Origin of the sequence: Nibrella saemangeumensis, from assembly GCF_039541915.1 — a bacterium.
GTDB lineage: Bacteria > Bacteroidota > Bacteroidia > Cytophagales > Spirosomataceae > Nibrella > Nibrella saemangeumensis.
Genome location: NZ_BAABHD010000027.1, coordinates 93,893 through 118,812, shown reverse-complemented (window position 1 = coordinate 118,812; position 24,920 = coordinate 93,893). Strand labels below are relative to the sequence as shown.

The window sequence follows — 24,920 nt, the reverse complement described above, 5'->3', positions numbered from 1 at the left end:
ATGGCATCTGAATCATCGGTAGCGTTCCGTTATGCCAAGTCGCTGATCGACTTAGCCAAAGAAAAAGGGCTGACGGAAGAGATCCATAAAGATATGCAGTTCTTCCGGCAGACGCTGGCCCAAAATCGCCAGTTACTGCTGATGTTTAAGAACCCAATCGTCCGGAAGGATAAGAAGTACGCCGTGCTGAAGGCAATTTTCGCCAATCGCCTGAACCCGATGACGATGGCAATTTTTGAGATCATCACCCGTAAACACCGGGAGTCGATCATCGATGCCATCGCTGACGAATTTATCCGGTTGTATAACGAATTAAAGGGTATCCAGAAAGCTCAGGTCGTTACGACAGTACCGCTCACAGAAGAGTTGCGCCGGAAGTTTACGGAGATGGTGGCAAAAACTACCGGTAAAACCGTACAACTGGAGGAAAAGATTGACCCTAAACTGATTGGCGGGTATATTCTCCGAATTGGTGACAGGCAGGTCGATGCGTCGATTCGTCACCAGTTGAATGAGATCCGGCTGGAGTTTATGCACTAAGCCGGTTTCTATTTCAGCCAAAAAGAAAGTCGCTGCCCCACTGGGGCAGCGACTTTCTTTTTGGCTGAAATAGTTTTAAAAAGCAATCCCAAAGGTGATACCGGTGCGCAGACCAAATCCACTGAAAAGGCCGGTGGAGAAAGACTCTGTTGACCCGTCTTTGGATTTGGCAGAACCTGCGTTATAGGATGGGCCCAGGAAGAAGTCGAACGCTATCCGATCTTTCAGCAGCACCTGATAACCGGCTGTAACACCCCCGCCGAAGGTAGATAAAGAACCCTCTGCGCTATTGTTGACGCTGGTAAGCTTGAAGTTCTGATACCGTAGGAAAGGGGCGACGTAGAAGCCGGCTGGCGCATCTTTGGACTCAGATAGATAGAATCGATATTCCGGTGTTACCCCAATTCCGTTAAAACGGGTGTCATCGACTTTGAAGCCGGTGAAGTAGAAGCCAACCTGGAAGCTGTGGTTTTCGCTAAGGGCACGTTCAACGGCAAAGTTACCGGTGCGAACAAGCGGGCTGAAGATGTTAGCTTTTATAACAGTCTGGCTTTGTGCGTTGGCAGTATACACACTACCCAATACACCTGCGGCCAGTAGTGCAGATCTCATTAGCTTTTTCATGATGTGGATATTTAGTATATGATAAATTCTGCGACAAAGATCATCTGGGAAAAAGACAAATACAAGAAGGAACTGGCAAATGGAATCCTGATTTAGTAATCGGTAAATATCACTCCCTGTAAGCATAGTTTGCAGGAGTAATAGAATAAGTATCGTTGTAAAAAATGAGAGTCTCTTTAAAGAATACAATTACAGCTTTATGCCTATATTTAAGCCGCCCCGTACCAGAAAACCCGTAAAAATACTGATAGCGAATGGTGACTGCACAAGACCGGCATCAGCCCGGACACGACCATTATTGTAAGAGGGGCCCAGAAAAGCGTCGAGGGTGATGCGGTCGCTGAATAAAGCCTGGTAACCGGCTGTTACGCCACCTCCGTAGGTAGTTAATGAGCCGCCAACACGGGTGTCTACCTGAGTCAGGCTGAATTGCTGGTACCGGAGAAAAGGGGCCAGGTAAAATCCCTGGGGGGCATCTTTCCGGTCAACGGACAGGTACATGCGGTATTCGGGCGTAACGCCATAGCCGTTAAAGCGGGTGTTTTTATACCGCAGTCCGGTGTAGTAAAAGCCAACCTGCAGACTTCGGTCCTGTTTTATTACTTTTTCGAAAGATACATTGGCCGTTCGGAAGAAGGGGCTGATCAGATTTGCTTTCAAAACAGACTGTGCCAGGGCAAAAGCGGTACTGCAAAGCATGGCCAACCCGGTAAGCATAAGTCTGTGAATTGTTTTTTTCATGCCGGCAATCGTTGTATCTTGGAAAGCGTCTGCGGTGCTCATGAGTCAATAACCAACAAAATCTGTAAGGGGTTATAGATTGGCGCATTTACAAACGGAGACTTATTGCATGGACCTTCTGGCGCAAGTTCGCGACATCAGCATTATACAGGTAGCCACCGACCTGGGCTACCAATTGCAGTTCAATCGCAAAATTCTTTGTCCCTTTCACGACGAGAACACGGCTTCACTGGTGCTGTACCCCCAGACCAACACATTTCATTGCTTCGGCTGCGGGAAGCATGGCGATGTCGTGAGCTTTTACGCCGATATTTCAAAACAGGAATACCGCACCGCTATGCATGAACTGGCCGCTAATTACCTGCCAGGGTACCAGATCGGTGGGTATAAGCAGAAAGGGTTGCAGAAGGTAGCCCCGGAGCGCGTCAGAGCGAAGAAGATAGCGACACCCAATGCTGGTACTTATGTCTACCGGTCATACCACAGCGACATCTACGAAGAATTTCAGCGCATCTGCGACCGGCAGCCCGCTCACCAGATTGGTCTTGATGCAATAGACTATCTGCAGAGCCGGGGCTTTACTGAAAAGACCCTCCGCGATTTCCGGATCTTTGTGGTGACGGATTATGAGACCGTGCACGCACATCTCCGCAATACCTTTAGCTTGCTGGATTTACAGGAGAGTGGCCTTTATAATGAGCGGGGTAATCTGATCTTTTACCGTCACCCCATTATTATACCCTATTACCGCAACGGCCGTATTGTCTTTTTGCAGGCACGGGTCATTGGCGCTCCCGCCGACACTATTTCCCGGTACCAGTTTCTGAGCGGAGTGCCCGTTGAGTTGTTCAACCAGGATATTCTGCCTAAACTTGGGCCGAGAAACAGGGTATACGTAACTGAGGGGGCCTTCGACTGTATGACGCTGACTCAGCTGGGCCTTCATGCTGTGAGCCTGGGCAGTGTAACCATGTTCAAACGCGAATGGGCTAAACTCTTTAGGCGGGTAGAAGTCTTTTTCTATTTTGACAACGATGACGCTGGTAAAAAGGCCGCCATCGAATTTTCCGGGACATTTACACAGCATGGCATCAGCATCCACACCCAACCTCGAACGGTACCTGATGGCTATAAAGATGTCAATGACTACTTCACTAACCGGCCAAAACCCGATTTCCTCTAAAGCAGGGAAGAATTAGATGTCGATCGTCATCTCCAGCAAGGCATAACTCAGGCTTTTGCCGTGCGTATCCATAGTGAGCGAGGTCGTGACGCCACCCGTCAGTGCCCGCTGACACACAAACTGAAGGGCAGGCAGGTTGGGCAAATCATAGCGGGTGACTTCGCCGGCTACAATGTCCCGCAAATGGTTTTTTACTGCCTCGGCCGTTACTTGGTCACACAGCAGCGTGTAATCGTCAGGTTTGTAGGGTATAAGCGAAAGCGTTAATGTATTGCCTTTGTCGCCAGCCCGGCTGTGGGCGACGTCATGTAGCTTGGTTTTCATGTATGTAGTACAGTAACGTTGGAGGTAATCTTGTTTCGGTCGATGAGGGTTGAGATGATACCCACAATTTCATGCACATATTTCCGGGCTCCTCCGCCACCGGCCGGACCATTGGTGTAGAGGGCTTCCACCTCTTCGCCCACCAGGGCTGCATCTTTGGCGGTAGCGGCCCGGCCGGCTACCCGCAGCCTGATTTCGTACGGGTCGGGATAATGGCCGAAGCTTGTTCGGTGCACGGAAGTGCTGCCGATGTAATCAACGCGAAGGTCAGGAAAACGGTCTTGTAGTCGCTCCTGAATAATGTCACCCGCCAGTTTTGCCCGGCCCAATGCGTTGGAACCGGCATAAGATATTTCCCCTTCGCCGATGAACCCTGCGTCATAGCCCACACTAACCTTCAGGGTATCGGGGCGGGTTTGCCCGCGACCCCCTGTAGCCCTGACCTGATTAGGGCCAGTTTCTGCTAACCGTACCTGCGTAAAGTCGGCAATTACATCGGGGGTGATGTAGCGGCCGGGGTCCATTACTTCATACAGGAGTTGTTCTTTGGCCGTTGCGGCACTAACTACGCCACCTGTGCCATCCACTTTGCTGAAAACGGCCATGCCATCCGGCGAAACATCAGCAAACGGATGCCCCAGGTGAGCCATATCCGGTACATCCTTTCGGCCAGGGTCGGCAAAGTAGCCACCGGTCAATTGGCCGGCGCATTCCAGCAGATGTCCAATTACGGTTCCCTGCCCAATCTGATTGGTGTTATCCATCGACCAACCGAACTCATGCACCAGTGGAGCTACAAAAAGAGAAGGGTCGGCTACGCGGCCTGTAATGATGATGTCGGCATCAGTAGCCAGAGCGGGTAGAATAGCATCTGTACCAAGGTAAGCGTTGGCTGAAATCAACGTTCCTGAATCGCTCAGGGGTTTCCCCGTTTCCAGCGATGGTTCGTCACCCGTTAGTTGGCTACGTACATCGTCGCCCGTTACTACCGCTACGGTTACCGATACCTTTTGTCTGCGGGCTATGGCCAGAACTTTTTCGGCGGCTGCTAAAGGGTTAGCGGCTCCCATGTTGGTAATCAGGCGCACCTTTTTCTCCAGCAGATGGGGTAACAGACTTTCCATCCGGCGCTCCAGCAGCGGATCGTAACCTTGCGTGGGGTCCTGTCGCTTCCGCTTTTGGGCCAGCGCAATGGTTCGCTCGGCCAGACATTCCAGCACCAGGTAGTCTAACTGGCCTTGTTGCACCAAAATGACGGCCGGTTCAAGCCGGTCGCCGGAGAATCCGGCCCCGCAGCCGATGCGTACGTGTTCTTTCATAAATGAATCGACCCGGTTAAGAGTGCAGCCAGCGTCATCACCAGCGTGGTACCGAAAGCGTATTTCAGAATAAACTTCTGGTGGTCGCCCAAGTCTACTTCGGCCAGACCGACCAGCAGAAAGGTAGACGCTGTGAGCGGACTCACCGGAAAGCCGACGGTCATTTGTCCCAGCAGAGCCGCCCGACCGATCTCCAGCGGATCAATGCCAAATTGGGTAGCTGTGCTGCTAAGAATGGGCACTACCCCAAAATAATAGGCATCAGGCGTAAACAGCAGGCTGGACGGCATACTGGTAATGGCGGTGAGCGTCGGTAGCCAGGCCGCGTGCTGCTGCGGAATCAACGACACCAGCGATGTGGCCATGGCGTCAATCATCCTGGAGCCGGTCAGGATACCCGAGAACACTCCGGCCGCGAAGATCATGCTCGATACCATAAAAATATTGTTACCGTGACTCCGCAACACTTTCTGCTGGTCGGCCAGTCTGGGGTAATTGATCACGAGCGCCACTACGCCAGCCACCACAAACAAGGCCGGAGCCGGAAACCAGCCTTTCATCAGCGTAACAATCAGCCCCACCGTCAGCACAGCATTTACCCAGAAGAGTTTTGGGCGACGAAACGCCCGCTGCTCATCGGTCAGGCTTTCGTGATGGACGTATTGCAGGTCGGCAACGCCTAAACGTTTCCGTTCTTTCAGGCCAAACCAGTAGGCTACCACCAGCACCCAGCCAATACCTGCCAGGATAGCCGGAATATTCGGGTTGAATAGTTGGGTAGCGTCCGTCTTCAGCGTTGAGATGGCCCGCGCCGATGTACCGGACCAAGGGACCAGATGAAGCGGTCCGACACTGAGCGCCACAATGCCCGGCAAGATCAACCGATTGATTTTTAGTTGCCGGTAGATCGGGAGAAACGCCGACATCACAATCATGAATGTAGCCGTTCCGTCTCCATCGAGGTGAACGATCATCGTCAGAATGGCGGTACCGATGATTACCTTCAGCGGGTCGCCTTTTACAGAGCGGATGATGCTGGCAATGATGGGGTCAAACAAGCCGGCGTCGAGCATGGTGGCGAAGTACAGCACGGCAAACATCAGCAGAATACCCGTAGGGGCTACCTGTTTGATTCCGGCCAGAATCATTTCTCCTAATTCAGTTGGCGTGAAGCCGGCCAGTAAGCCCATCACCAGAGGTACCATCACCAGTGCCGTAAGGACCGATAGCCGCTTGGTGAAAATCAGTGTCAGAAAAACAACAATCGTGGCAAAGCCGAAAAAAGAGAGCATAGGTTAGGTTTAGGAAATCGGACTGGTTACCGGCGGCATCCCGCAATACTCTGCTGCCAAATATCGGCCATCGGGCGGGCAACTTCGAGGTCATTGATCAGCAGACTTAATTGGTTGGCATAACTGGTGGGCTGCCCGTCTTTATAGGCTTTAATCAATTTGTCTTTGCCGTTCGTCGCCAGGTCTATGGCCAGTTCACTGCCTGAAACATTAATTTTCACCCCTAATGGGTTGAGATCGGCCAGGTTGATGTCCCAGCGGAGTTCAGTGCTTTTCTTACCTCCATTCTGACGGGCGGTATAGGTATAGTTGCAGTTGTCTACCTTCTGAAACTGGTACGTCATTTGTCCTTTCGGGTCCTGAACAGCATTTATTTTATCCGTTACCCAGGTCATTCTCCCGGCTGGTAGCGAAGCGGCTGTTGCTTTCTGGCATTCAGACGTCAGTTTCGCCAGCAGCGCCGGCACAAATCGAATCGTTTCCAGATCGTTGCTTCTGATTTCTACTGTGTTTTCGTAACTGCCGCGCTGCCCGTTCTGGGTCGTAGTGATCCACTTGCCTTTGTCTTTGGTTGGCACAGCAAGTACAAAGGCGTTACCGTCGGAACGAACTCTGGCATTCTGACCATCAAGGTCGCTCCAGTAGAAGCGGTACGTCTGGCCGAGTGACTTACGCCCCGACAGTTTCCGGCTAAGAGTGGACAGGCAAGTGGGAGTGAGCTGCTGCTCAATATGTTCCGTACCATCGTCGGCTGGTTGCACGGCGGCCGCTACCCGCTTCAGGCCATCGTTCAGCGACGCGTACTGAATATATTTTGCGCGTTGGGCATCGAGCTGCTTACTTGCTAGCGGCAGTAATTTCTGCCAGGCCATCTGCATCCGCCGTGCCTTGTCGGCAGTCAGGCACCGCACTTCTGCCACGTCTGTATTCTTTTCCCATTGCCCGTTTTTCTGCGACCGGATAAAGCGGTCTTTATTTTCCAGCTTCACAAGGATCACCGAACCATCTACATCCAGAGTAACGCGCTGCGGGCTCAGGTCCGCTGCGTTGAACTGATACAGTTGCTCAATTGATTTTCCCTTTTCGGAACGCTTTTGTACCAGTTTCATCAACAGTGGGTTTGCTTTATCCAACTCGGTGGATTGCTGTAGGCCATCGGAACCACCGGGTGCCGAATCCAGATTACTGCTAATCCATTTTACCAGGGTTTCATATGTTTCGGGCAGCTTTATATCCGCCAGAAACTGAGCGTCGGCCTGCGGTACGGCTTTACGGAACAGTTCGACTAAGGCGCGGGCATTGTCGGCGTCGGTTCCGTATAAAACCAGTTGAGCGGTGTTATTTTTCTGGGTGCCATTTTCTTTCAGGCCAATAAACGCCATTTTGGAGCGGGTCTTCAGCGTCAGGGTCATCAACTCTTTCTTCGCTTCAAAGTTGATGCTACCTGGGTCTATGTCGGCCAGATTAAAGGTGTACTCGCTGACTGTAGCCTGGCCTTTTTTATCCGTTTCTTTGACGGAAGCACTGATCAGATACGGACGGGCCGCGTCGAACGTCATGCTTTGCTCAAAGGATTGAGACGAGCCATGGACCGGTTTTAGCTGAGTGGCTATCTGTTTAAGGCTAGCCGATAGCGGTGCCTGGCTAAACGAGTGCTGAGCAAACAGAACAAGGCTCAGCAACAGACAAAGGCGGTAGAAACGTTTCATAGCGAAAGAGGAGTTGGTGGATGAAAATCAAGGTCGTTGTTTAGGTGAACAAGTTACAACATCGCCTGTAACCGTACCCATCTACCGTTCATATTTCATCCACCAAACCGCTTTCCTGCCGGTTGAAACGTCAACCCTGGTAAAAGATTTTGTTCAGGAAGGCAATCATTTTGTCGAGAGCCTGGGGCGCGTCTTTCTTAAAACTTATTCCTAAGAACTCATTCGACCCTGAATCCAGATAAGCATGAGGCCGGCCTTCATGCACCCAATACTCAATCTCCGTATGCCCTGCTTCTTTTAGTTTGGCAATATACGCTTCAATGGAAGCCGGGGTGGTCAGATTGTCTTTCGATCCCACGGTAAATAACAGCGGTGGCAGTTTGCGCTCGCTGGCTTTGGGTATGTTATACAGCGGTGATACCTGCTTGTACGGAGCGGGATTATCGGTTGCGTTGATGCCATCGCCAAACAAACCTCTGGACTTAGCCTTAGCCATCGCCCAGAAAAAGTTGGAGTCTTTTTCAAAACCACCCAGGGCACTGCCATACAGATCGAAAGCGCCGTAGCTGATGATAGCAGCCTGTACAGCCAGACCGTTTTCTTTGGCTACCTGTTCGGCTGTTTTTCCCTTAGGCAGATAGGTTGGTGTAAAGCCCAGCGTAGGCCCGGCAAAGCCGTCAGACTCCAGGTTATTGCCCTGGGTAGCAATCATTGTCGCCAGGTGTCCACCCGCGCTGTCGCCCGTCACAATAACCTGACCGGGATTACCTTTGTATCTGGCGATATTGTCTTTTACCCACAGTACGGCTCCAAAAACATCCTCCACAACCTCGTTTAGTTTCACGGTATTATTCTGGTCGGGCAGCAGCCGGTAATTTACATTGCAAACGACATAGTCTGAATTATTGGCCAGATACGCCGATGCTTCTTCCATGATGCTCTTGTTATTGATGAGCCAGGCCCCACCGTGGAACATAACAATCACCGGGTAACTGGCTTTGCCCGTGTTCGGGGTGTAGATGTCCATCGTCAGGTTTTGTCCTTTGGGTGAGGCCCAGACAATATCACTGACTTTGATGAAACGCTCTTTTACCGGCGGTTGGCTGACACTAACCGATGCCTGCGGACGGGATTGGGCCCAACTGGTAACGGCTATGGAAACAAAGGCAAAAACAATTGTCAGAAATTTCATAAAATAAGGTAGTTATCGGGTAGCAGCTGAGGCCACTACAGGTTTGCCGGTCGCAATGTCAATCAGTTCTTTGTCGTGGTGATTTTTTACCTGGCTTGCAGTGTCGAATATCATAGCGGAACCGTTCCCGGCATTGTACTGCGGCCATTTAGGTAAGCCCTTATGGTTAGGGTCACCGGTTTTAGCAAAATTTATCCAGGCCAGGCTCATTTTATCTGCCAGGGCGTGGGCTTCGGGTCCGCCCCCGGTCATTTCTTCACAACGGCTGATATTGTTAAACACAAACGGAATTTCCATGCAGTGCATCGACTTATACATACCGTCGTTTACCGGTGAACTCCATGTAAAGAGGTACATATACACCGGAGCCGCTCCGGCAACGGCCGCTTTCTGGTTCGCCTGCCGAATAGCACCCGCCCGGAAGCCAATCTCTACATCCAGGTAGTCGGAGGGCTTCGACGTTTCCGGATAGGCTTTTTTAACGGCCGCCATATACGAATCGGCCTTGTCGCTGTAACGCTTTTGCAGACTGGTTTTGACTTCCTCCATAGTATTTGCGCGATTAGCCGGATTGAACGGGCCAAATTCGGTCTTAGTCGTGCCCACCAGCAGCGGAATATTCTTTGATAATTCAATGGCAGCCGGCTCTGAAGGCTGGTAAGGCAGGAAGTTGCCGTCAAGAACAGGCCCCCAGCCTATACCAAAGGCGGGCCGACCTTCTCCTTTCAGGCTCTCACTCACTTTGCGCAGCGCCTTTTTGCTAGCTGCGTTCAGGCGCTCATAGGAGATCTTCTGCAGGGAGTCAACCTGATTGGGTTGCAGCTTCAATTCTTCCAGAAGGGCTGCGCCGACTTTTTGAGCCAGTTTTTTCTCGGTAAAGCTGGTGATGTAACTGCCACTCTGCACAATGGCTTTGTGGAACAGACCCTTCGCCGAAGGCGCATTCATCAGGCTGGTTACTTTACCGCCCCCGCCCGACTGGCCGAAAATGGTTACGTTGTTTGGATCACCACCAAACTGGGTGATGTTCTGCTTCACCCATTGTAGGGCCATGACCAGATCCATCAGACCGGCGTTGGCCGAGTTCCTGTACTTCTCTCCGAACGCCGATAGATCCAGATAGCCCAGTACGTTCAGGCGGTGGTTCACCGTAACAACGACCACATCGCCCTTTTTAGTCAGGTTTTCGCCATCGTATGACGGTAGCTCAACCGATGAACCCGCCGTGAACCCACCCCCGTGGAGCCAGACCATCACAGGACGTTTCTTGGCGTCTGTTAACTGAGGACTCCAGACATTAAGGCTTTGACAGCTGAAACGAAAACTCAATTACATCATTAACGGTGGTGGTAGGATCCGTCGGGCAAACCGGACCATAGGTCATTGAACTCCTGACGCCCGTCCACGAATCCGGCTTGGTTGGTGCCAGGAACCGTTCTGCTTTCGCGTAGGGAATGCCTTTGAACGTATAGGTACCATTGTGGATGTAGCCGCGCACTTTGCCGGATTCGGTAGAAACAACGGCGATGTCTTTGCCGGCCACGATGGGGGTGGTGGCTGACTTGGGGGCCTGGGCAACAGAAAGCAGCGGCAGTGCAAGCACGGCCAGCGAAAATAACATGGACTTGGTATGCATCAACTGATAAATTGAGGTTAGGTACTGGTTATTAATTGTTATTTTGTTTGGGTAGGCTGTCCCTTACTCAGTAATCCGGAGAGGAAATCAAGTGCAACTGCATCCGGTAACGGCTTGGCATTTATCATATCGCCCAGCATCATCACCCGCTTGTCCTGGGCTGAGTACGCCGGCCACGGCGGCAGACCGTTCCCGTTTGGGTCACCGGTTTTGATAAAGTTTGCCCAGTACGTAGAAATATGACGGGCCAGTTCGGTGTCGGCGGCATCCAATGGCCGCAGGGTATGGTCAATGAATTTGAGGTTATCGTAGGCGTAAGCGACTTCGCCGGTGTGGAAAGCCCCGTATTTGGCGTATTCACCGGTGGCAGGCAGCACGCGGGTGAAGCGGTACACGTACACCTTGCCACCCTTGCTGCTGGCGACATTGGCCCAGGTGTAGTTCTGCGCACCAAAGGTCATATCCCGCGACAGATAATTCTGCGATTTGGCCGCTTCGGCATCGGAATTGGCGGGGTAGTAAAGCATCAGGTTCTGCGCGTCTTTACCGTATTGCTGCTCCAGTTGCTTCCGGAACTCTTCCGCGCTTTTAGGCGCACCGCTAAGGCCTTCATCCTGATTCCAGCCGGTAAGTAGCGCTACGTTGTTTTGTTTACCGGCCGCAAAAATATCGGCGATGGGCTGAGGCAGGACGTAGCCGTCGATGACAACACCACGGCCCTGGGCTTTTTTTAGAATTTCCCCGGCGGGTTTAGCGCGTAGCTCCGCCAGCGACGCGGCTCCCAGCGTCTGCATAGTTTTCAGGCCGCTTTCCTCGGCCTGCTGAAGCGGCAGGTAGCGTCGGCCAAAACCGGCTCCGCTTTGGGCAATGGCTTTGTTGAACAGGCCTTTCGCCAGCGGAGACGCCACCAGGCAACTAACAGCCATGGAACCGGCCGACTGCCCGGCAATGGTGACGTTGTTGGGGTCACCACCAAACTGGGCGATATTTTGCTTCACCCATTGGAGAGCGGCAATCTGGTCCATCAGTCCGTAATTACCTGATGCGTTATGGCCAGATTCTTTGCTCAGTTCCGGATGAGAGAAAAAGCCGAACGGCCCTACGCGGTAATTCGTACTGACATAAATAATTCCCTTTTTAGCGGTCGCTTCGCCATCGTAAATAGGTACGGCGGTGCCTCCGCTGTTGAAACCACCCCCGTACAACCAGACCAGGACCGGGCGTTTTTCTTTAGCGGATTTCGCCCCCGTCCACACGTTCAGATACAGGCAGTCTTCGCTAATCGGCTCTTTCGGAATCAGGTATTCTGCACTCCAGGGACCGAAGGGAGACGGTGAATTCTGCATCGGGCTTGGCCCATAAGTATCAGCTTTACGAACACCCGACCAGGGAATTACGGGCTGGGGAGCTTTCCAGCGCAGGTTGCCAACGGGCGGAGCGGCAAAGGGAATGCCTTTGAAAATCTGCACATTGCCGTCTTTGCTGGTGGTGCCGGAGATACGGCCACCCGTAACGTTTACGGTATCCAGATCACCGGTTGCGGGTGCAAATGCCACAACGCCCACGAACAACAGCAAAGCGAGGCTAAACAAGGAAAGTGTCGTTTTCATAAGCCAGATTAGGGTATAGTAACTCCGTTTGCTTTAAGAATCTTGCTGAAAAACAGCACCTGATAAGGTAAGGCATTCTCCCAATATTCCCAAGTGTGGCCGCCGGGACGTTCGATGTAATCGTGGGGGGTCTTGTTTTCAAGCAGTCTGCGGTGCAGGTCACGGTTGGTTTCGATGAGAAAATCATCTACGCCAATATCCAGGATAATGGGCAGGTTATTGGCTTTCAGCTGGTCAGCGAGCGTGACCATCGTGTAACCCGGATAAGGTGCCTCGCCTTCTTTGGGTGGCCCCAATAGCTTGGCAAAGTTCTCTGATCGGGACTTGGCAAAATCGGCGGGTACTTTCCAGGTAGCGGTATTGATATTCATTACTCCGCTCATGCTCCCGGCGGCTGCAAACAACTCCGGATGGCGCGACGAAATAAACATAGCCCCATGTCCACCCATGGACAAACCCGCGATTACGCGCCCTTTCTTCTCCCGAATGGTACGGTAGGTATTATCAACTTTGTCGATTAGTTCTTTCGAGATGAAGGTCTCGAACTGGCTGGTCTTAACCAGTGGGCTATCGAAATAATAGCTGGTCGGGTCACCATCGGGCATTACAATGATCAGGTTATATTGATCGGCCAGCCGGTGCAAGAGCGTTTTGTTGGGCGTTTTGGTGAGCCAATCCCGAAAACTGCCCGACCCGCCGTGCAGCAGGTATAATACCGGAAGGGGTTGTATGGCTTTCTTATACCGTTCCGGTAGTACCACGGCGGCCTTCAGGGTGCGGTTCATGCTGGCGCTTGGCACATCCAGGGTATCAACTTTGGCTGCCATTGCAGACAGCGACAGCAGGCAGCCAAGCAGTAAGGGTAGGGTTTTCACGGGTAATCTGAGCATTGGATTATTGAACAGCAGCGCCGTTAGCTTTCAGGATATTGGTAAAAAATAACACATGGTAGGGCAGGGAGTTCTGCCAGTAATCCCAGGTATGACCACCGGGCCGTTCGGTATAATCGTGTTCAACTTTGCTGTAGACCAGCCGCCGGTGCAGTTCACGGTTCGGCTCAATCAGGAAGTCATCGACGCCACAGTCGATAATCAGTTTTTGGCCGTTGGCTTTAATCTTGTCGACCATATTGACCACCGAGTTAGCCGCGTAGTAATCGGGTGTTGAACCCAGCGTGCCCAGGATACGGGCAAATCCCGGCTGAATCCTCGTTTCAAAGGTTGGGTCGATGCGCCAGGTTTTGTAATTCAGGTCCATCACGCCACTCATGGTGCCGGCTGCACAGTACAGCTCCGGATGGCGGGCCGCCAAGTACATGGCTCCGTGGCCACCCATACTCAGGCCGGTAATGACCCGCCCTTTGCGGTCGCGTATGGTCCGGTAGGTGTTATCAATTTTCTCGACGACTTCTTTGGCGATGTAGGTTTCAAACAGGTTGTCTTTCTGAACCGGACTGTCCAGGTATCCGCCGAGTCGGTCGCCTTCGGGGGTGACGATGATGAGGTTATTCTGGTCGGCCAGTTTGTGCAGCAGCAACTTGTCGGGTGTCTTTTTCAGCCAGTCGCTGAACTGATCACCACCTCCGTGCAGCAGGTATAGTACGGGATAGTTGGCTTTACTCTTCGCATACGACTCCGGCAGGACCACAGCCGCACGCAGGTTACGCTTCATCGCGGCACTCGGCACATCGAGCGTATCAACTTTGGCGCTGAAGGCAACCAGAGGAAGGAGAGGCAGAAAAAGAGCGAGAAATAGACGAGGTAAACGCATGGTTAGGTTCTTTATGTCAAAAGTACATAAAGAATGCATACGTAACAAACCGGCAACGGTATAATTGCAAAATTTAATGACGATGTATAACCCTATAAAGTAGGAGAACTGAGCCAATACCCAATTCTCCTGTAATCCAGTTCTGTTATTTTAGTTGCGTGTCAGCGAAGTGAATCATTGCTTTGCTGATGAAAGCCGCGTAAGCCGGATTCTCTTCACCCGTGTAGCTTGCCGTATAACGAAGGTCGTAAACGTACGTCTGCGCCAGCCCTTTGTAGGCGTCAGCGATGGAGCCGTTTTGACCGACCGAGTCGCCCCAGAACTGCCGGATAATGGCGTAATGTCGGGCTATTAGCTGCTGCACGGCCGGGTCGGTTGGTTCCAGGTGCATCAGGTTGGCTATTTTCAGGGCTACTTCCTTACTTTCGGCACCCAGCCGTGCAAATGCCTCCTTGCTCATCCCACGCAGCTTATTTTCCGATTCTTCGACCACTTCACGGCCGTATTTTTCGGCAGCCTCCTGCCGGTACGCGTTGGCTTGCTCCTTAGAGAAACCCTGGTACAGTTCGTCGTCAGTTAACATAGTTTGTTCTCCGTTTAAGGTTGAAATTGTTTTGTCAATTGTCACCAACAATTCGGATAACCGGTCTCTTCGTGCCTGTAGGGCCTGCTTGTGGCTGTGCAGGGCCGTCAGCACGTCGAAGTTCGGGTCTTCCAGAATTTGCCTGATGTCGACAAGTGCAAAGTCCAGCTCCTTATAAAAGAGAATCTGCTGCAGTCGGATGAGCTCTTTTGGGCCGTAGAGTCGGTACTTCGCTTCCGTACGAATGGAAGGTTTCAGCAGGCCCAACTCGTCGTAGTGGTGGAGTGTGCGCACACTCACGCCCGCCAGTTTTGCCAGTTGCCGGACCGTGTATTGTCTCATTGTCAGGTAATTTGTTGGTTGACGGGCGAAAGGTAGGCTATGACGTAAGGGGAGAGTCAAGAGAAATTTTCACTTTTTACAATTTATTAGTCCTTAAACTAGATAGACTATTAGTTAAATGGCTGATAATCAATTTTTTCAAAATAATTTGGAAAACTAAAATTGTGTATTCACCTTTGCCCATCAATCAACCGGAGTAGTACACCAACTCATTAGTACCCATGAAAATCGCGCAGCAACTTCATTCATCGCCCGGACGTATCGGCATGAATCCTGCTTCGTTCCACCGAATGTCGGCGGTTTTCTGTTGTTGTATGTAATTTCCCGACCTCCTCAGGTCTCCCGTTTTCCCTTCGTCAGGAAATAAATCAACTCAACTAAGTAGCCATCGGCTGCTTATGGTACCCATAAATTTTAAGTTAATGTATTAATCTATATATTCTATAGATAATATATTAATACTAATGAACACGTAAACCAGTTAGTCTTATGATTCTTGAATTTGAAAACGAATTAGGCGACATCCGTTCAGTCGTCTCGATAGACCGGCAGTCGGCCCCGCATGTCCGTCCGCTCATAACGGGCGAGAAAGCCCCTTTCGCCAGCTTTGCTGCGTTTGCTGCCAATGGGCACCCGCCCGTACAGGTGGCTGAACCAACCGACGAGCAGCCGCTGGTGGTCAGTTTTTACTGCCCGTGCTGGGGACGCTACGCCCGCCCCTATTTGCTGCAACTCATCGAACTCGCGGAGCAACTGCGGGCGGAGGGAACTAGTCTGCTCGTTTTTTCCAATGAACCGGTAAACTCGCTGCTGCTTCAGTTCCCGCAGTTGAACTTCCAGGTCGTTTACGACGCGGGCTTTACGGTGGCCCGTCAGTTCGGGGTGTATTCCGAAGCGAATCCCATCTGGGACCGGGTATCAGGTATTTCGGAGGATGTCTTTACCCCGGCACTCTACGTGATTGGTGGGGAGCGTCAGATTACGTACCATTTCCTGGACGAGGATTTTGACAAAACTATCCCGACCGAAGCGGTTGTTGACGCAGCCCGGCGAGTGCTGGTAACGCAGTAACCAAACCATCAACAAACCTTCCCGATGAAAGCAACCCACCCTACCGAAGACTGGCTCCAGACGGTCTTTCAGGTCATCGGCTTCGAGCGGCTGGCGTTTGTAAGCGATGTAGCGGAGGCTGTACCGCAGGATGAAACCTGCCGCCTGGCGGAACTGCGTTTTGAGAGTGACGGCGTACGGGTCAGCGGACAATTGACGGTGCGCTCGTCTGATAACCGGCAACTTTCCGGGATTACCCGGCGGCTGCTGGCCGTTCGTGGGGTAGTTAGCGTGAATGAAATTCAGTAAGCGTATTAAAATCAATTTGTTGATTACGGTACTGTACCAGCGGCAACTGGTACAGTACCCATAAAAATGACGGAACGGCGGCAACCGTTCCGTCGGACCGCCGTAGCGGCTGGTTTTAAACAAGGCACGGGCACCGACGCGTCGGGCCGGCCTCATCTTTCACAAAACCAATACAAAGTAATGAAAAAAATTGTACTCACGCGGGCAGCTTTTCTGGCCAGCTTCCTGTTCATCTCCTTCTTGTTGGCCGCTCAGAACAACCCCGTGATCAACGCCACCGTCTCCGGACGGGTTATCGACAACCGGACCGGCAAAAAGCTGGTGGGGGCTACTGTTGCTATCAAAGGCACAACCAACGGTGCGCCCACTAACCAAAACGGCCAGTTCGGATTGATTACCGGCCAGAAACTGCCGTTTACCGTGCTGGTTTCGCACCTTGGTTACAAAACCAAAGAAGTCCTCGTCAGCGAAGAGTTTGTGGAAATCAAGCTGGAGGAGAGCTCCGAAGTACTCTCGGAAGTAGTCATCACCTCCCGGCGCAGGCAGGAGTCGGCGCAGGAGGTACCCATTCCTATTTCCGTGATTAAGGGGCCGCTGGTAGAGGATGCCGGGGCCTTCAACGTAAATCGTATGAAGGAACTGGTGCCCACCGTGCAGCTCTATTCCTCCAACCCCCGCAACACGACGCTCAATATTCGGGGGCTGGGCTCGACCTTCGGCCTGACCAACGACGGTATTGACCCCGGTGTCGGCTTTTACGTCGACGGCGTGTACTTCGCCCGGCCAGCGGCTACCACGCTCGATTTCATCGATATTGAGCAGATTGAGGTGCTGCGTGGCCCACAGGGTACCCTTTTCGGCAAGAACACCACGGCCGGGGCCTTCAACATTACCACCCGCGCACCGAGTTTTCAGTCGGGCGGTACCTTCGAGGTCAGCTATGGCAACTATGGCTACATTCAAGCCCGGAGTGCCCTTACCGGTCCTCTGGGTAAAAACCTGGCCGGTCGGATTTCCTTCTCAGGCACGCACCGCAACGGGTTGCTCTACAACGTCAGAACGGAGAAGTACGTCAACACTCTCAATAACCTGGGTTTCCGTGGTCAGTTGTTATTTACCCCTACCGACCAGATTCGGATTACGCTGGCCGGTGATGTGTCGGATCAGAAGCCGGATGGCTTTGCTCAGGTAGTGGCGGGTGTGGCCCCCACCAAACGTCCGGCTTACCGGCAGTTCAACCAGATCATTGCCGATTTAGGCTATCAGCTACCCAGCCAGAATCCTTTCGACCGCCTTATCGACCATGACACACCGTGGCGCTCGGGTAACCAGCTCGGTGGCGTGTCGCTCAACGTCGACGCCAAAGTAGGACCGGGTACGCTGACCTCGACCAGCGCCTGGCGGTACTGGAACTGGGACCCCTCCAATGACCGCGACTTTACCGGCCTGCCGGTACTCTCCAGATCGGCAGCTACCTCCCGGCACCAGCAATGGACTCAGGAGGTTCGCTACGCCGGTAATCTGTCTTCGCGCCTAAGCGGGGTTGTGGGCGTCTTTCTGATTGGGCAGGACCTCAAAACCGACCCCGTTCACACCGAAGAGTCGGGGGCAACCCAGTGGCGCTTCTCGCAGAGTTCGACCAGTGCGCTGTGGAAGACACCGGGCCTTTTCGACGGCTACGGTATCCGGACTACCTCCCGGCTGCAGTCCTTCGGGGCGGCAGTGTTCAGCCAGGTCGACTGGGCCATTACCAGCCGGTTGCACCTGCTGCCCGGTCTTCGGTACAACTATGACCAGAAGAAGGTCGACTTTAACCGGCAGACTTACGGCGGTTTGCAAACCACCGATCCGGCCTTGATTGCGCTGAAGAATGCGGTCTATACCAACCAGGCGTTTGCGGCTGATGTCGACGAAAGTAACCTGTCGGGTCAACTCACGCTGTCTTACAAAGCCGCCAAACGCTTCAATGCCTTTGCCACGTATTCGAATAGCTATAAGCCGGTTGGGGTCAACCTGGGTGGACTGCCTACAGCCAATGGCCGGGTGATGACCGAACTGGCGCGGATTAAGCCGGAGTACGTTACGCATTATGAGGTGGGGGTGAAGACCAGCCCGACACCGCAATCGACGCTGAATGTGGTGTTCCATACCACCGACATCCGGGATTACCAGACGCAGGTACAGACGGCCGAGGTGGGGGTAAACCGGGGCTACCTGGCCAATGCCGAGCGTGTACGGGTGGTGGGTGTTGAGGTGGACGGAAACCTCCGGGTGCATAACTTTTTAACCCTCTATGGGGCAGTAGCTTATACCGACGGCAAATACATCTCATTTAAAAACGCACCGGTGCCTCTGGAAGAAACGGGTGGTGAGTCGGCGTTTAAGGACATCTCGGGCGGTGCTTTGCCGGGTATCTCCAAATGGGTTGGCTCACTGGGGGGAGAGATCAGCGGTTACGGCAAGTTTCTGAATGAGGAGGGCCGGTTCTTCCTGGCCATTGATAACTACTACCGCTCTTCGTTCTCATCGAGTCCGTCGCCCTCGGCGTATTTGAACATAGACGGCTATGCGTTGGTGAATGCCCGGCTGGGATTCCGGGCCTCAAACGGGGTGTCGCTTTTGTTCTGGGGACGTAACTTGCTGGATAAGGATTATTTTGAGCAACTGCTGCCGGCGGCCGGCAATGCCGGTCATTACGCCGGGGTGTTGGGCGACCCTAGAACGTATGGGGTAACGCTGCGGTACTCATTCTAAATCCGGGATACACTTTTAATTTTGGGCAGTCGGCCGAAAACCTATGAAATGGATTACCCGCGAACGCCCCAAGATTGACCGAATTGCCTGCCCCTGGCTCATCAGGCGGTTTATTGATCCGGCAGCCGAGTTTTTCTTTGTCTCCGATAAGGAGGTTATTCCCCAGGCAAAGGAGCTGGATGCCATTCCGTTTGATGTGCCGGGGGTAGAATATACCCATTACGAAGACCGTTGCACCTTCGATTATCTGTTGCAGAAACATGCGCTTACAGATCCGGCGCTGCACGTGCTGGCTCCCATTGTACGCGGGGCAGATACCGACACGCATGCGCTGGCTCCCCAGGCTGCCGGACTGTGGGCCATCTCGGCGGGACTGGCGTTTAACATCCGCAACGACCATGAACTGCTGGAGCGGGGCATGCTCCTCTACGATGCGCTGTACAGTTGGGCCCGGTACCTACAGCAGGAAAAGCACACCCAAAGCCCAACCGAACGGCTGTTGCTGGAAGTGCTCCATACCTATCAGCAATCGGCCGAAAAACGCAGAACACCGGCCTGGGTGAGTGAGCTGAAGGAACTCATTCAGGACCAGATTGATACGAACCTGTCGCTGAGCTTGACCGACCTGTCCGATAGTTTAGCGGTCAATCCGGCCTACGTATCCAGAGTGTTCTCCCGCTACTTCGACAACCTGTCGTTTGGTGAGTACATCCGGAAGCTCCGGATTGAGAAAGCCGTTCAGTTGCTGGAGACAACGTCTTACACGCTTTCCGAAATAGCGTACCTGACCGGTTTTTCGGACCAGAGCCATTTTACCCGGATTTTCAAGAAGCTGATGAACCAGAACCCGTCCGAATACCGAAAAAAACGGCAAAAAGGTAAAGCGGATGCAAAAGGTTAAATGCGTTCTATTTTCCGGTTTCAGTGGGCGGTATTCTTGCGGTTATAACACAATTAGCACCTATGTCTGGCTTTTACCAACTAAGAAGGATTTCTTGTAAAGCTGTATTTTTCCTTGCTGCTTTACTCTCCGCTCTGACCACATCCCGTACGCTGGCGCAGACCACCCCAGCCCCTACCTCCCCGGTTACTACACTCCCGGCTCACGTCTATCCCCGTATGGCCGGTTACCTGGGCGTTCTGCATCCGCTGGTGACTGTCGAGCGAAACCGGAGTGAAACCAACTTCAGCAGCCATTATGTAGTGGGTTTCCCCATCGGAATGAACATCTGGAAGACGCAGCAACTGGGCTTTTCGGTAGAAATAGTACCTACTATCCGGGCCGAAAACGGAACTGGCCGGGTGACCAACGTGCTGTTCCATCCGGGCGTGTTGGTCAATTTAGGCCATGATTTTACCTTCGCCGGCCGGCTGGCGTTCGAAACCTCCGGCCGGTATGGGGTAACGCCGGTCCTCAACAAGATTGTGAAGCGTACGAAGACCAACAGTTACTTTGTCGCGGTGCCCATTCCGGCCCGGTTTGGCAACAACCGGGCTGCTTCGGTAACCCTGGGCTTCCAGTTTGGTATTGTTTTCTAAATAGCTAGCTTGGGGCTGATTAACGTTATCGAAACAAACCCTTTTATGAGACGGAGAAATTTTTTGAAAACAGCGGGGGTAGCCGGTGCCATTCCTTTTTGTGGCGCACCGGTCGGTCAGATGGGGATGCCCTTGAAAACACCGCCTTTAACGACGCAGGAACAGGATGCCATTGCCACGGCATTAGGCAGGAAGGGAACTTATAACGAAGCGCAGTCTACCTACTCGGTACCGCTGCCCCGCAATGACCTGACCGTTACCGTTAAGAATAATCCGGTACCGATTCCGTTCGGTTTTGGGGGCTGGGTGGCCTTCAAGAAAACGCTCGACGGCAAACAGACCGTTATGATGAGTGATACGGTACTGCTGGAGGCTGAGGTGAATCCGCTCATCGACGCTACCCACGCAGCCGGGCTGGAGGTCGGGGCTATTCACAACCACTTTTTTTACGAGCAGCCGCGCATCTTCTACATGCACCTGCACGGCATGGGCGACACAGCCGCATTGGCGGAGAAGTATGCAAAAGCCATCCGCAACACCAAACTATTTCCGGCAAACCAGGCCAGTGGGGGCGCTACCGCCGGTGCCCCGGCCTCAACGGGTTCAGACTTATTCGATTTAGCTGCTCTGGATGGTGTGGTCAAGTACAAAGGGGTTGTCAACGGACCGACGTATAAGTATACCGTTGGGCGCGACGACGTACAGATTGTCGCCATGGGAGCCGAGATGACGGCAGCCATTGGACTGAATTCATGGGCGTCATTTGCCGGTAAGCAAAGCGACGCGCACATTGCGGGCGATATCGCCATGCTCGACGGGGAGGTTAACAATGTTGTGAAGGCGTTGCGACAGCATAATCTGGAGATAGTAGCCCTGCACCACCATATGCTGGGCGAACAGCCCCGAACCATCTTTCTGCACTACTATGGCCGGGGACCGGCGACTGATCTGGCCAAAGGCTTCCGGGCCGCGCTGGACCAGTTAGGTAAGGGCAAAACAAGCGGTATGCAGCACTGAGGGTATCAGCCCCCGTTTACCACCATTTCTCGTACCCTTCGGCCGGTTTCCACTGGCTGGAGGGTTCGTAGTAGCTCCAGAGCAGGGTCGCCAGTTTTCGCAGGAGCACATACCCTTCATTATCGCGGACCCAGCGTTCATCTTTCTGGTTTTTGGTCATCAGGCAATACACGTACTCGCCGTGGGGAGCATGTACCAGCACGACCTCCGACTTTGACTGATTCACCGCTCCGTTTTTAGCCGCTACCTTAATGTCCGGCGGTAATTGCGACAGGCCTTCGCCATCCCAGAACTGCCGGCCCAGGTTGCGATACATCCGGTCGCTGGCGTCGGGGCTGACGGCCCGTCCCCGCCGGATCATCACCAGCAGTTCGCCCAGTTCGCGGGGTGTGGTTTGGCCCCAGCCGTAGCGCGAGCGGTTGGCTTCGCGGCCGGGCGTGCGGGAGTTGACCCGCGTCTGCGGAAAGCCGTTTGCTGCCAGCCAGTTGTTAATGGTCGCTCCTCCGCCGGCCAGTGCCTGCAACCAGAGACTACCGGTATTGTCGCTAATAGTTTCCATTAGCATCACTACGTAACTAAGCGGGATTTTGGCCCCGTCTTTCAGTGAGCCGACAATGCCGTCGTCGTAATGAAGCGAGTCGCGGTACACCAGTTCCTGCTGGTAGGAGAGTTCGCCCTGGTGAATTTTGTCGAACACTCCGCACATAATAGGAATCTTGATGGTGCTGGCAGTAGGGAACACCGTATCGGCATTTACCATAACGACCCGGTTTGTTTTCAGGTTGCGCACATACACACCCACATCGCCGTTGAAACCTTTCAGGAGTTCCTGGATCTGGCGGGTCAGTTTTTTGTCTCCTTTGGTGACACCCACAAAGGAGTGCTGTGCCAGAGCCATATACCAGCCTGATGTACCAATAATTGTGAACAGTAAAAACAGGGCAGGGGTAAAGCGTTTGCGCATAGAATTTGGGTGATTCAATCGTTACGCCGGTGAGTTTACAATAACGCTCTATAAACTTACAAGGCCGGCGCGTATTTTCTCAGGAAGGCGACCTGACTTTTTTATGCCGGCTCACGCGCTGGTGTACAAATCCTCCTCGGTTGAACAGCGTCTGAACAGGAACCGAATAGTAAGTGCTTTTGCTTTTATTTCTCTGAAAATGTATACATTAGGTGGTAGTTACGTCTTTGGTTATCGCTCTACGGTTGCCGGCTAATGACATGGGGATTGTCGCCGGGAAGCATGAATCCCTTCGGCTACTTCCTCTTTCCTGAACCCGTCACCTGCCGGTGCTGTCTCCTCATGAAACGTTTATCTGTTTTCCTCTTTCTATGGATACTTTCTGTATCCTTTACTCTGGGGCAGAACTTTGATCCCGCCGAAATCGACAGCCTTAAAGGTTTGCTGGCTCAGGCTCGCCAGGATACCAGCCGGGTGTTGCTGTTGGTTAAACTGGCTAATGCTTATAGCTTCTTTTCTCCTGACTCCTCTATGAATCTGGCTCAGCAGGCATTGAAACTGTCACACAGCAGCAACTTTATGAAAGGTGAAGGACAGGCTTTAGGCCGTATGGTTAACGTATCAAGGATACGCGGTGACCTGCCGCAAGCGTTGGCGTATGCTTATAAAGGGCTGATCATCGCCAGAACTATACATGACCCTTCAGAAGAAGGACAGCGGCTAAACCAGATTGGCCTTATTTACTTCGATTTGGGAGAAAGTCGCAAAGCGCTTGGCTACTATAACCAAGCCAGGCAAATTCATGAAGCTATTTCTGATAAAATGCGCGTTGCTGTTGTGTTGACTAATATGACTAACGCCTACATAAGCCTTTCTTTACTGGATTCCGCCAGGATTGTCAATAAGCAGGCACATCAATTGCTCAGTCAATTCCCAAAAAACAACGCACTAAAGTGTACAAACTTAAATTATTCGGGACGACTTGCTGCCTTAATAGGGTATTATGCAGAGGCTATTGGCTTTTATCGGCAAGCGTTGCGCCTGTCCTTATTGGTTAATGAAATTCGTATTCAGTCTACGACTCAGTTGTATATGGCAGAGGTGTTCAACCAGACTCACCAACGCGACTCCAGTCTGCATTATGCCCGCCTTGCCCTGGGTAATAGCCAAAAATTAAACTACAAAGCCAATGTTTTAAAAGCAGGCAATCTACTGTCACAGCTGTTTAAGTTTATCCCTAATGCCGACAGTGCTCTGTACTACCAGGACATAGCCAGAGCCGCCAACGATAGTTTATATGGGCCTAAAAAGTTTCAGCAGCTACAATTACTCCTGCTCGACGAACAACAGCAGCAGCAGGAATTGGTGGCAACCCAGGAAAAGTTTAAGAATCGAGTACAGATCTATACCCTACTGGCAGGTCTGGTAGTCGTCTTGCTGATTGCGTTTATCCTGTACCTCACCAACCGTCAGCAGCAAAAAGCCAACCGGTTGCTCTTACGGCAAAAAGAGGAGATCAACCTCCAACGCCACAAAGCCGAAACCGCACTTTCCGACCTGAGGGCTACTCAAGCGCAACTTATCCAACGCGAGAAAATGGCCTCCTTAGGAGAACTGACCGCTGGCATTGCCCATGAAATTCAGAATCCGCTCAACTTCGTCACTAACCTTTCGGAGGTCAGTACGGAACTGGTAGAGGAGTTGGAAGAAGAGACCAAAGCTGGTCATACCGAGGACGTTTTAGCCTTAACGGCCGATTTAAAGGAAACCCTGGAAAAAGTGAATCACCACGGCAAGCGGGCCGATAGCATCGTCAAAGGTATGTTGCAGCACAGCCGCGTCAGCAGTGGGCAGAAAGAACCCACCGACCTCAATACCTTAGCGGATGAATACCTGCGGCTCGCCTACCAGAACCTGAGAGCAAAAGACGACAGCTTCACGGCCGACCTGCGGTTAAATCTGGACCCCAGTTTGGGCAAAGTCAATGTTGCGGCTCAGGATATAGGACGGGTGCTACTGAACCTATATAATAATGCTTTCTATGCGGTGCAGGAAAAGCAAAAGCTGACCCATAACGGCCGGGGCACGAATGCCTACAAGCCCCAAATTGAGGTGATTACCCATCGGGAGAATGGGCGGGTGGAACTGCGGGTGAAGGATAATGGCGCGGGTATTCCCCCGGAGATTCTCTCCAAAATCTATCAGCCATTCTTCACCACCAAGCCGACGGGACAGGGTACGGGACTGGGCTTGTCTCTCAGCTATGATATTGTCACCAAAGGGCATGGCGGAGAGATGATAGTGGATAGTCAGGAAAATACGTATACGGAGTTTGTTGTCACCTTACCCACCTCCAATCTGTTATGAACCGCTTGTTTGCCACTCTACTATTGTGGGTTTTGTGCCTGCCCGTTGCGTTAGG

23 protein-coding genes are annotated in these 24,920 nt (G+C 52.5%); 9 read left to right on the top strand and 14 right to left on the bottom strand.

Translation table 11 applies throughout. The annotated features are described in order from the left end of the window. Window positions 1-540 (top strand): ATP synthase F1 subunit delta, encoded by a 540-nt coding sequence (gene atpH / locus ABD949_RS12270; RefSeq protein WP_345243848.1) that lies wholly within the window; start codon window positions 1-3, stop codon window positions 538-540. 75 nt (window positions 541-615) lie between these two features. On the opposite strand, the gene ABD949_RS12265 is transcribed toward atpH, so the two are convergent. Together ABD949_RS12265 and ABD949_RS12260 are read right to left on the bottom strand one after the other, a co-directional pair. Then, window positions 616-1,152, bottom strand: a complete 537-nt coding sequence (locus tag ABD949_RS12265; RefSeq protein ID WP_345243846.1) for a DUF3575 domain-containing protein — start codon at window positions 1,150-1,152, stop codon at window positions 616-618. Window positions 1,153-1,353: 201 nt separating this feature from the next. Then, complete coding sequence (locus ABD949_RS12260; RefSeq protein ID WP_345243844.1) at window positions 1,354-1,905, bottom strand: DUF3575 domain-containing protein; 552 nt, start codon at window positions 1,903-1,905, stop codon at window positions 1,354-1,356. Window positions 1,906-2,014: 109 nt separating this feature from the next. Here ABD949_RS12260 and ABD949_RS12255 point away from each other — a divergent pair, with 109 nt between their 5' ends. Further along, entirely contained in the window at window positions 2,015-3,088 is a 1,074-nt protein-coding gene (locus tag ABD949_RS12255) for a CHC2 zinc finger domain-containing protein (RefSeq protein WP_345243842.1), read from the top strand. 12 nt (window positions 3,089-3,100) lie between these two features. Here the strand turns inward: ABD949_RS12255 and ABD949_RS12250 are convergent, their stop codons facing one another. From ABD949_RS12250 to ABD949_RS12200, 11 genes are all read right to left on the bottom strand, one after another. Next, window positions 3,101-3,412, bottom strand: a complete 312-nt coding sequence (locus ABD949_RS12250; protein WP_345243840.1) for an AtuA-related protein — start codon at window positions 3,410-3,412, stop codon at window positions 3,101-3,103. Beyond that, window positions 3,409-4,731 carry an acyclic terpene utilization AtuA family protein gene (locus ABD949_RS12245; RefSeq protein ID WP_345243838.1) on the bottom strand — a complete coding sequence of 441 codons (1,323 nt, stop codon included), beginning with the start codon at window positions 4,729-4,731 and terminating at the stop codon, window positions 3,409-3,411. Before ABD949_RS12245 ends, ABD949_RS12250 begins: the two co-directional genes overlap by 4 nt. Next, entirely contained in the window at window positions 4,728-6,023 is a 1,296-nt protein-coding gene (locus ABD949_RS12240; protein WP_345243836.1) for a CitMHS family transporter, read from the bottom strand. The genes ABD949_RS12245 and ABD949_RS12240 overlap by 4 nt, the downstream gene beginning before the upstream one ends. Before the next feature lie 26 nt (window positions 6,024-6,049). Beyond that, a complete protein-coding gene (locus ABD949_RS12235; protein ID WP_345243834.1) occupies window positions 6,050-7,732 on the bottom strand; it encodes a hypothetical protein in 1,683 nt (560 codons plus the stop codon). A 130-nt stretch (window positions 7,733-7,862) separates the two neighbouring features. Next, window positions 7,863-8,924 (bottom strand): alpha/beta hydrolase, encoded by a 1,062-nt coding sequence (locus ABD949_RS12230; RefSeq protein ID WP_345243832.1) that lies wholly within the window; start codon window positions 8,922-8,924, stop codon window positions 7,863-7,865. A 12-nt stretch (window positions 8,925-8,936) separates the two neighbouring features. After that, the gene (locus ABD949_RS12225) at window positions 8,937-10,178 is read right to left on the bottom strand and encodes a carboxylesterase/lipase family protein (RefSeq protein ID WP_345243830.1); all 1,242 of its coding nucleotides are present in this window, start codon (window positions 10,176-10,178) and stop codon (window positions 8,937-8,939) included. Window positions 10,179-10,221: 43 nt separating this feature from the next. Beyond that, complete coding sequence (locus tag ABD949_RS12220; protein WP_345243828.1) at window positions 10,222-10,560, bottom strand: carboxylesterase family protein; 339 nt, start codon at window positions 10,558-10,560, stop codon at window positions 10,222-10,224. 38 nt (window positions 10,561-10,598) lie between these two features. Then, entirely contained in the window at window positions 10,599-12,170 is a 1,572-nt protein-coding gene (locus ABD949_RS12215; protein ID WP_345243826.1) for a carboxylesterase/lipase family protein, read from the bottom strand. Between the two features lie 8 nt (window positions 12,171-12,178). Then, window positions 12,179-13,060, bottom strand: coding sequence for an alpha/beta hydrolase (locus tag ABD949_RS12210; protein WP_345243824.1), 882 nt, complete (start codon window positions 13,058-13,060; stop codon window positions 12,179-12,181). Between the two features lie 4 nt (window positions 13,061-13,064). Beyond that, window positions 13,065-13,940: an alpha/beta hydrolase gene (locus ABD949_RS12205; protein ID WP_345243822.1), complete on the bottom strand. Its 876-nt coding sequence runs from the start codon at window positions 13,938-13,940 to the stop codon at window positions 13,065-13,067. Window positions 13,941-14,085: 145 nt separating this feature from the next. After that, window positions 14,086-14,865, bottom strand: coding sequence for a MerR family transcriptional regulator (locus tag ABD949_RS12200; RefSeq protein ID WP_345243820.1), 780 nt, complete (start codon window positions 14,863-14,865; stop codon window positions 14,086-14,088). Window positions 14,866-15,354: 489 nt separating this feature from the next. On the opposite strand from ABD949_RS12200, the gene ABD949_RS12195 reads away from it, so the two are divergent. From ABD949_RS12195 to ABD949_RS12170, 6 genes are all read left to right on the top strand, one after another. Beyond that, window positions 15,355-15,936, top strand: coding sequence for a peroxiredoxin family protein (locus ABD949_RS12195; protein WP_345243818.1), 582 nt, complete (start codon window positions 15,355-15,357; stop codon window positions 15,934-15,936). 24 nt (window positions 15,937-15,960) lie between these two features. Continuing rightward, a complete protein-coding gene (locus tag ABD949_RS12190; RefSeq protein WP_345243816.1) occupies window positions 15,961-16,224 on the top strand; it encodes a hypothetical protein in 264 nt (87 codons plus the stop codon). Between the two features lie 180 nt (window positions 16,225-16,404). After that, the gene (locus tag ABD949_RS12185) at window positions 16,405-18,978 is read left to right on the top strand and encodes a TonB-dependent receptor (RefSeq protein ID WP_345243814.1); all 2,574 of its coding nucleotides are present in this window, start codon (window positions 16,405-16,407) and stop codon (window positions 18,976-18,978) included. A gap of 43 nt (window positions 18,979-19,021) precedes the next feature. After that, a complete protein-coding gene (locus ABD949_RS12180; RefSeq protein WP_345243812.1) occupies window positions 19,022-19,879 on the top strand; it encodes a chromate resistance protein ChrB domain-containing protein in 858 nt (285 codons plus the stop codon). Between the two features lie 62 nt (window positions 19,880-19,941). Then, a complete protein-coding gene (locus ABD949_RS12175) occupies window positions 19,942-20,517 on the top strand; it encodes a hypothetical protein (RefSeq protein WP_345243810.1) in 576 nt (191 codons plus the stop codon). Between the two features lie 45 nt (window positions 20,518-20,562). Next, complete coding sequence (locus ABD949_RS12170) at window positions 20,563-21,534, top strand: DUF1259 domain-containing protein (protein ID WP_345243809.1); 972 nt, start codon at window positions 20,563-20,565, stop codon at window positions 21,532-21,534. 16 nt (window positions 21,535-21,550) lie between these two features. Here the strand turns inward: ABD949_RS12170 and ABD949_RS12165 are convergent, their stop codons facing one another. Next, window positions 21,551-22,432, bottom strand: a complete 882-nt coding sequence (locus ABD949_RS12165) for a serine hydrolase (RefSeq protein WP_345243953.1) — start codon at window positions 22,430-22,432, stop codon at window positions 21,551-21,553. Window positions 22,433-22,840: 408 nt separating this feature from the next. Between ABD949_RS12165 and ABD949_RS12160 the strand changes: the two genes are divergently transcribed. Then, window positions 22,841-24,865 (top strand): ATP-binding protein, encoded by a 2,025-nt coding sequence (locus tag ABD949_RS12160; protein WP_345243807.1) that lies wholly within the window; start codon window positions 22,841-22,843, stop codon window positions 24,863-24,865. Window positions 24,866-24,920 lie beyond the last annotated feature (55 nt).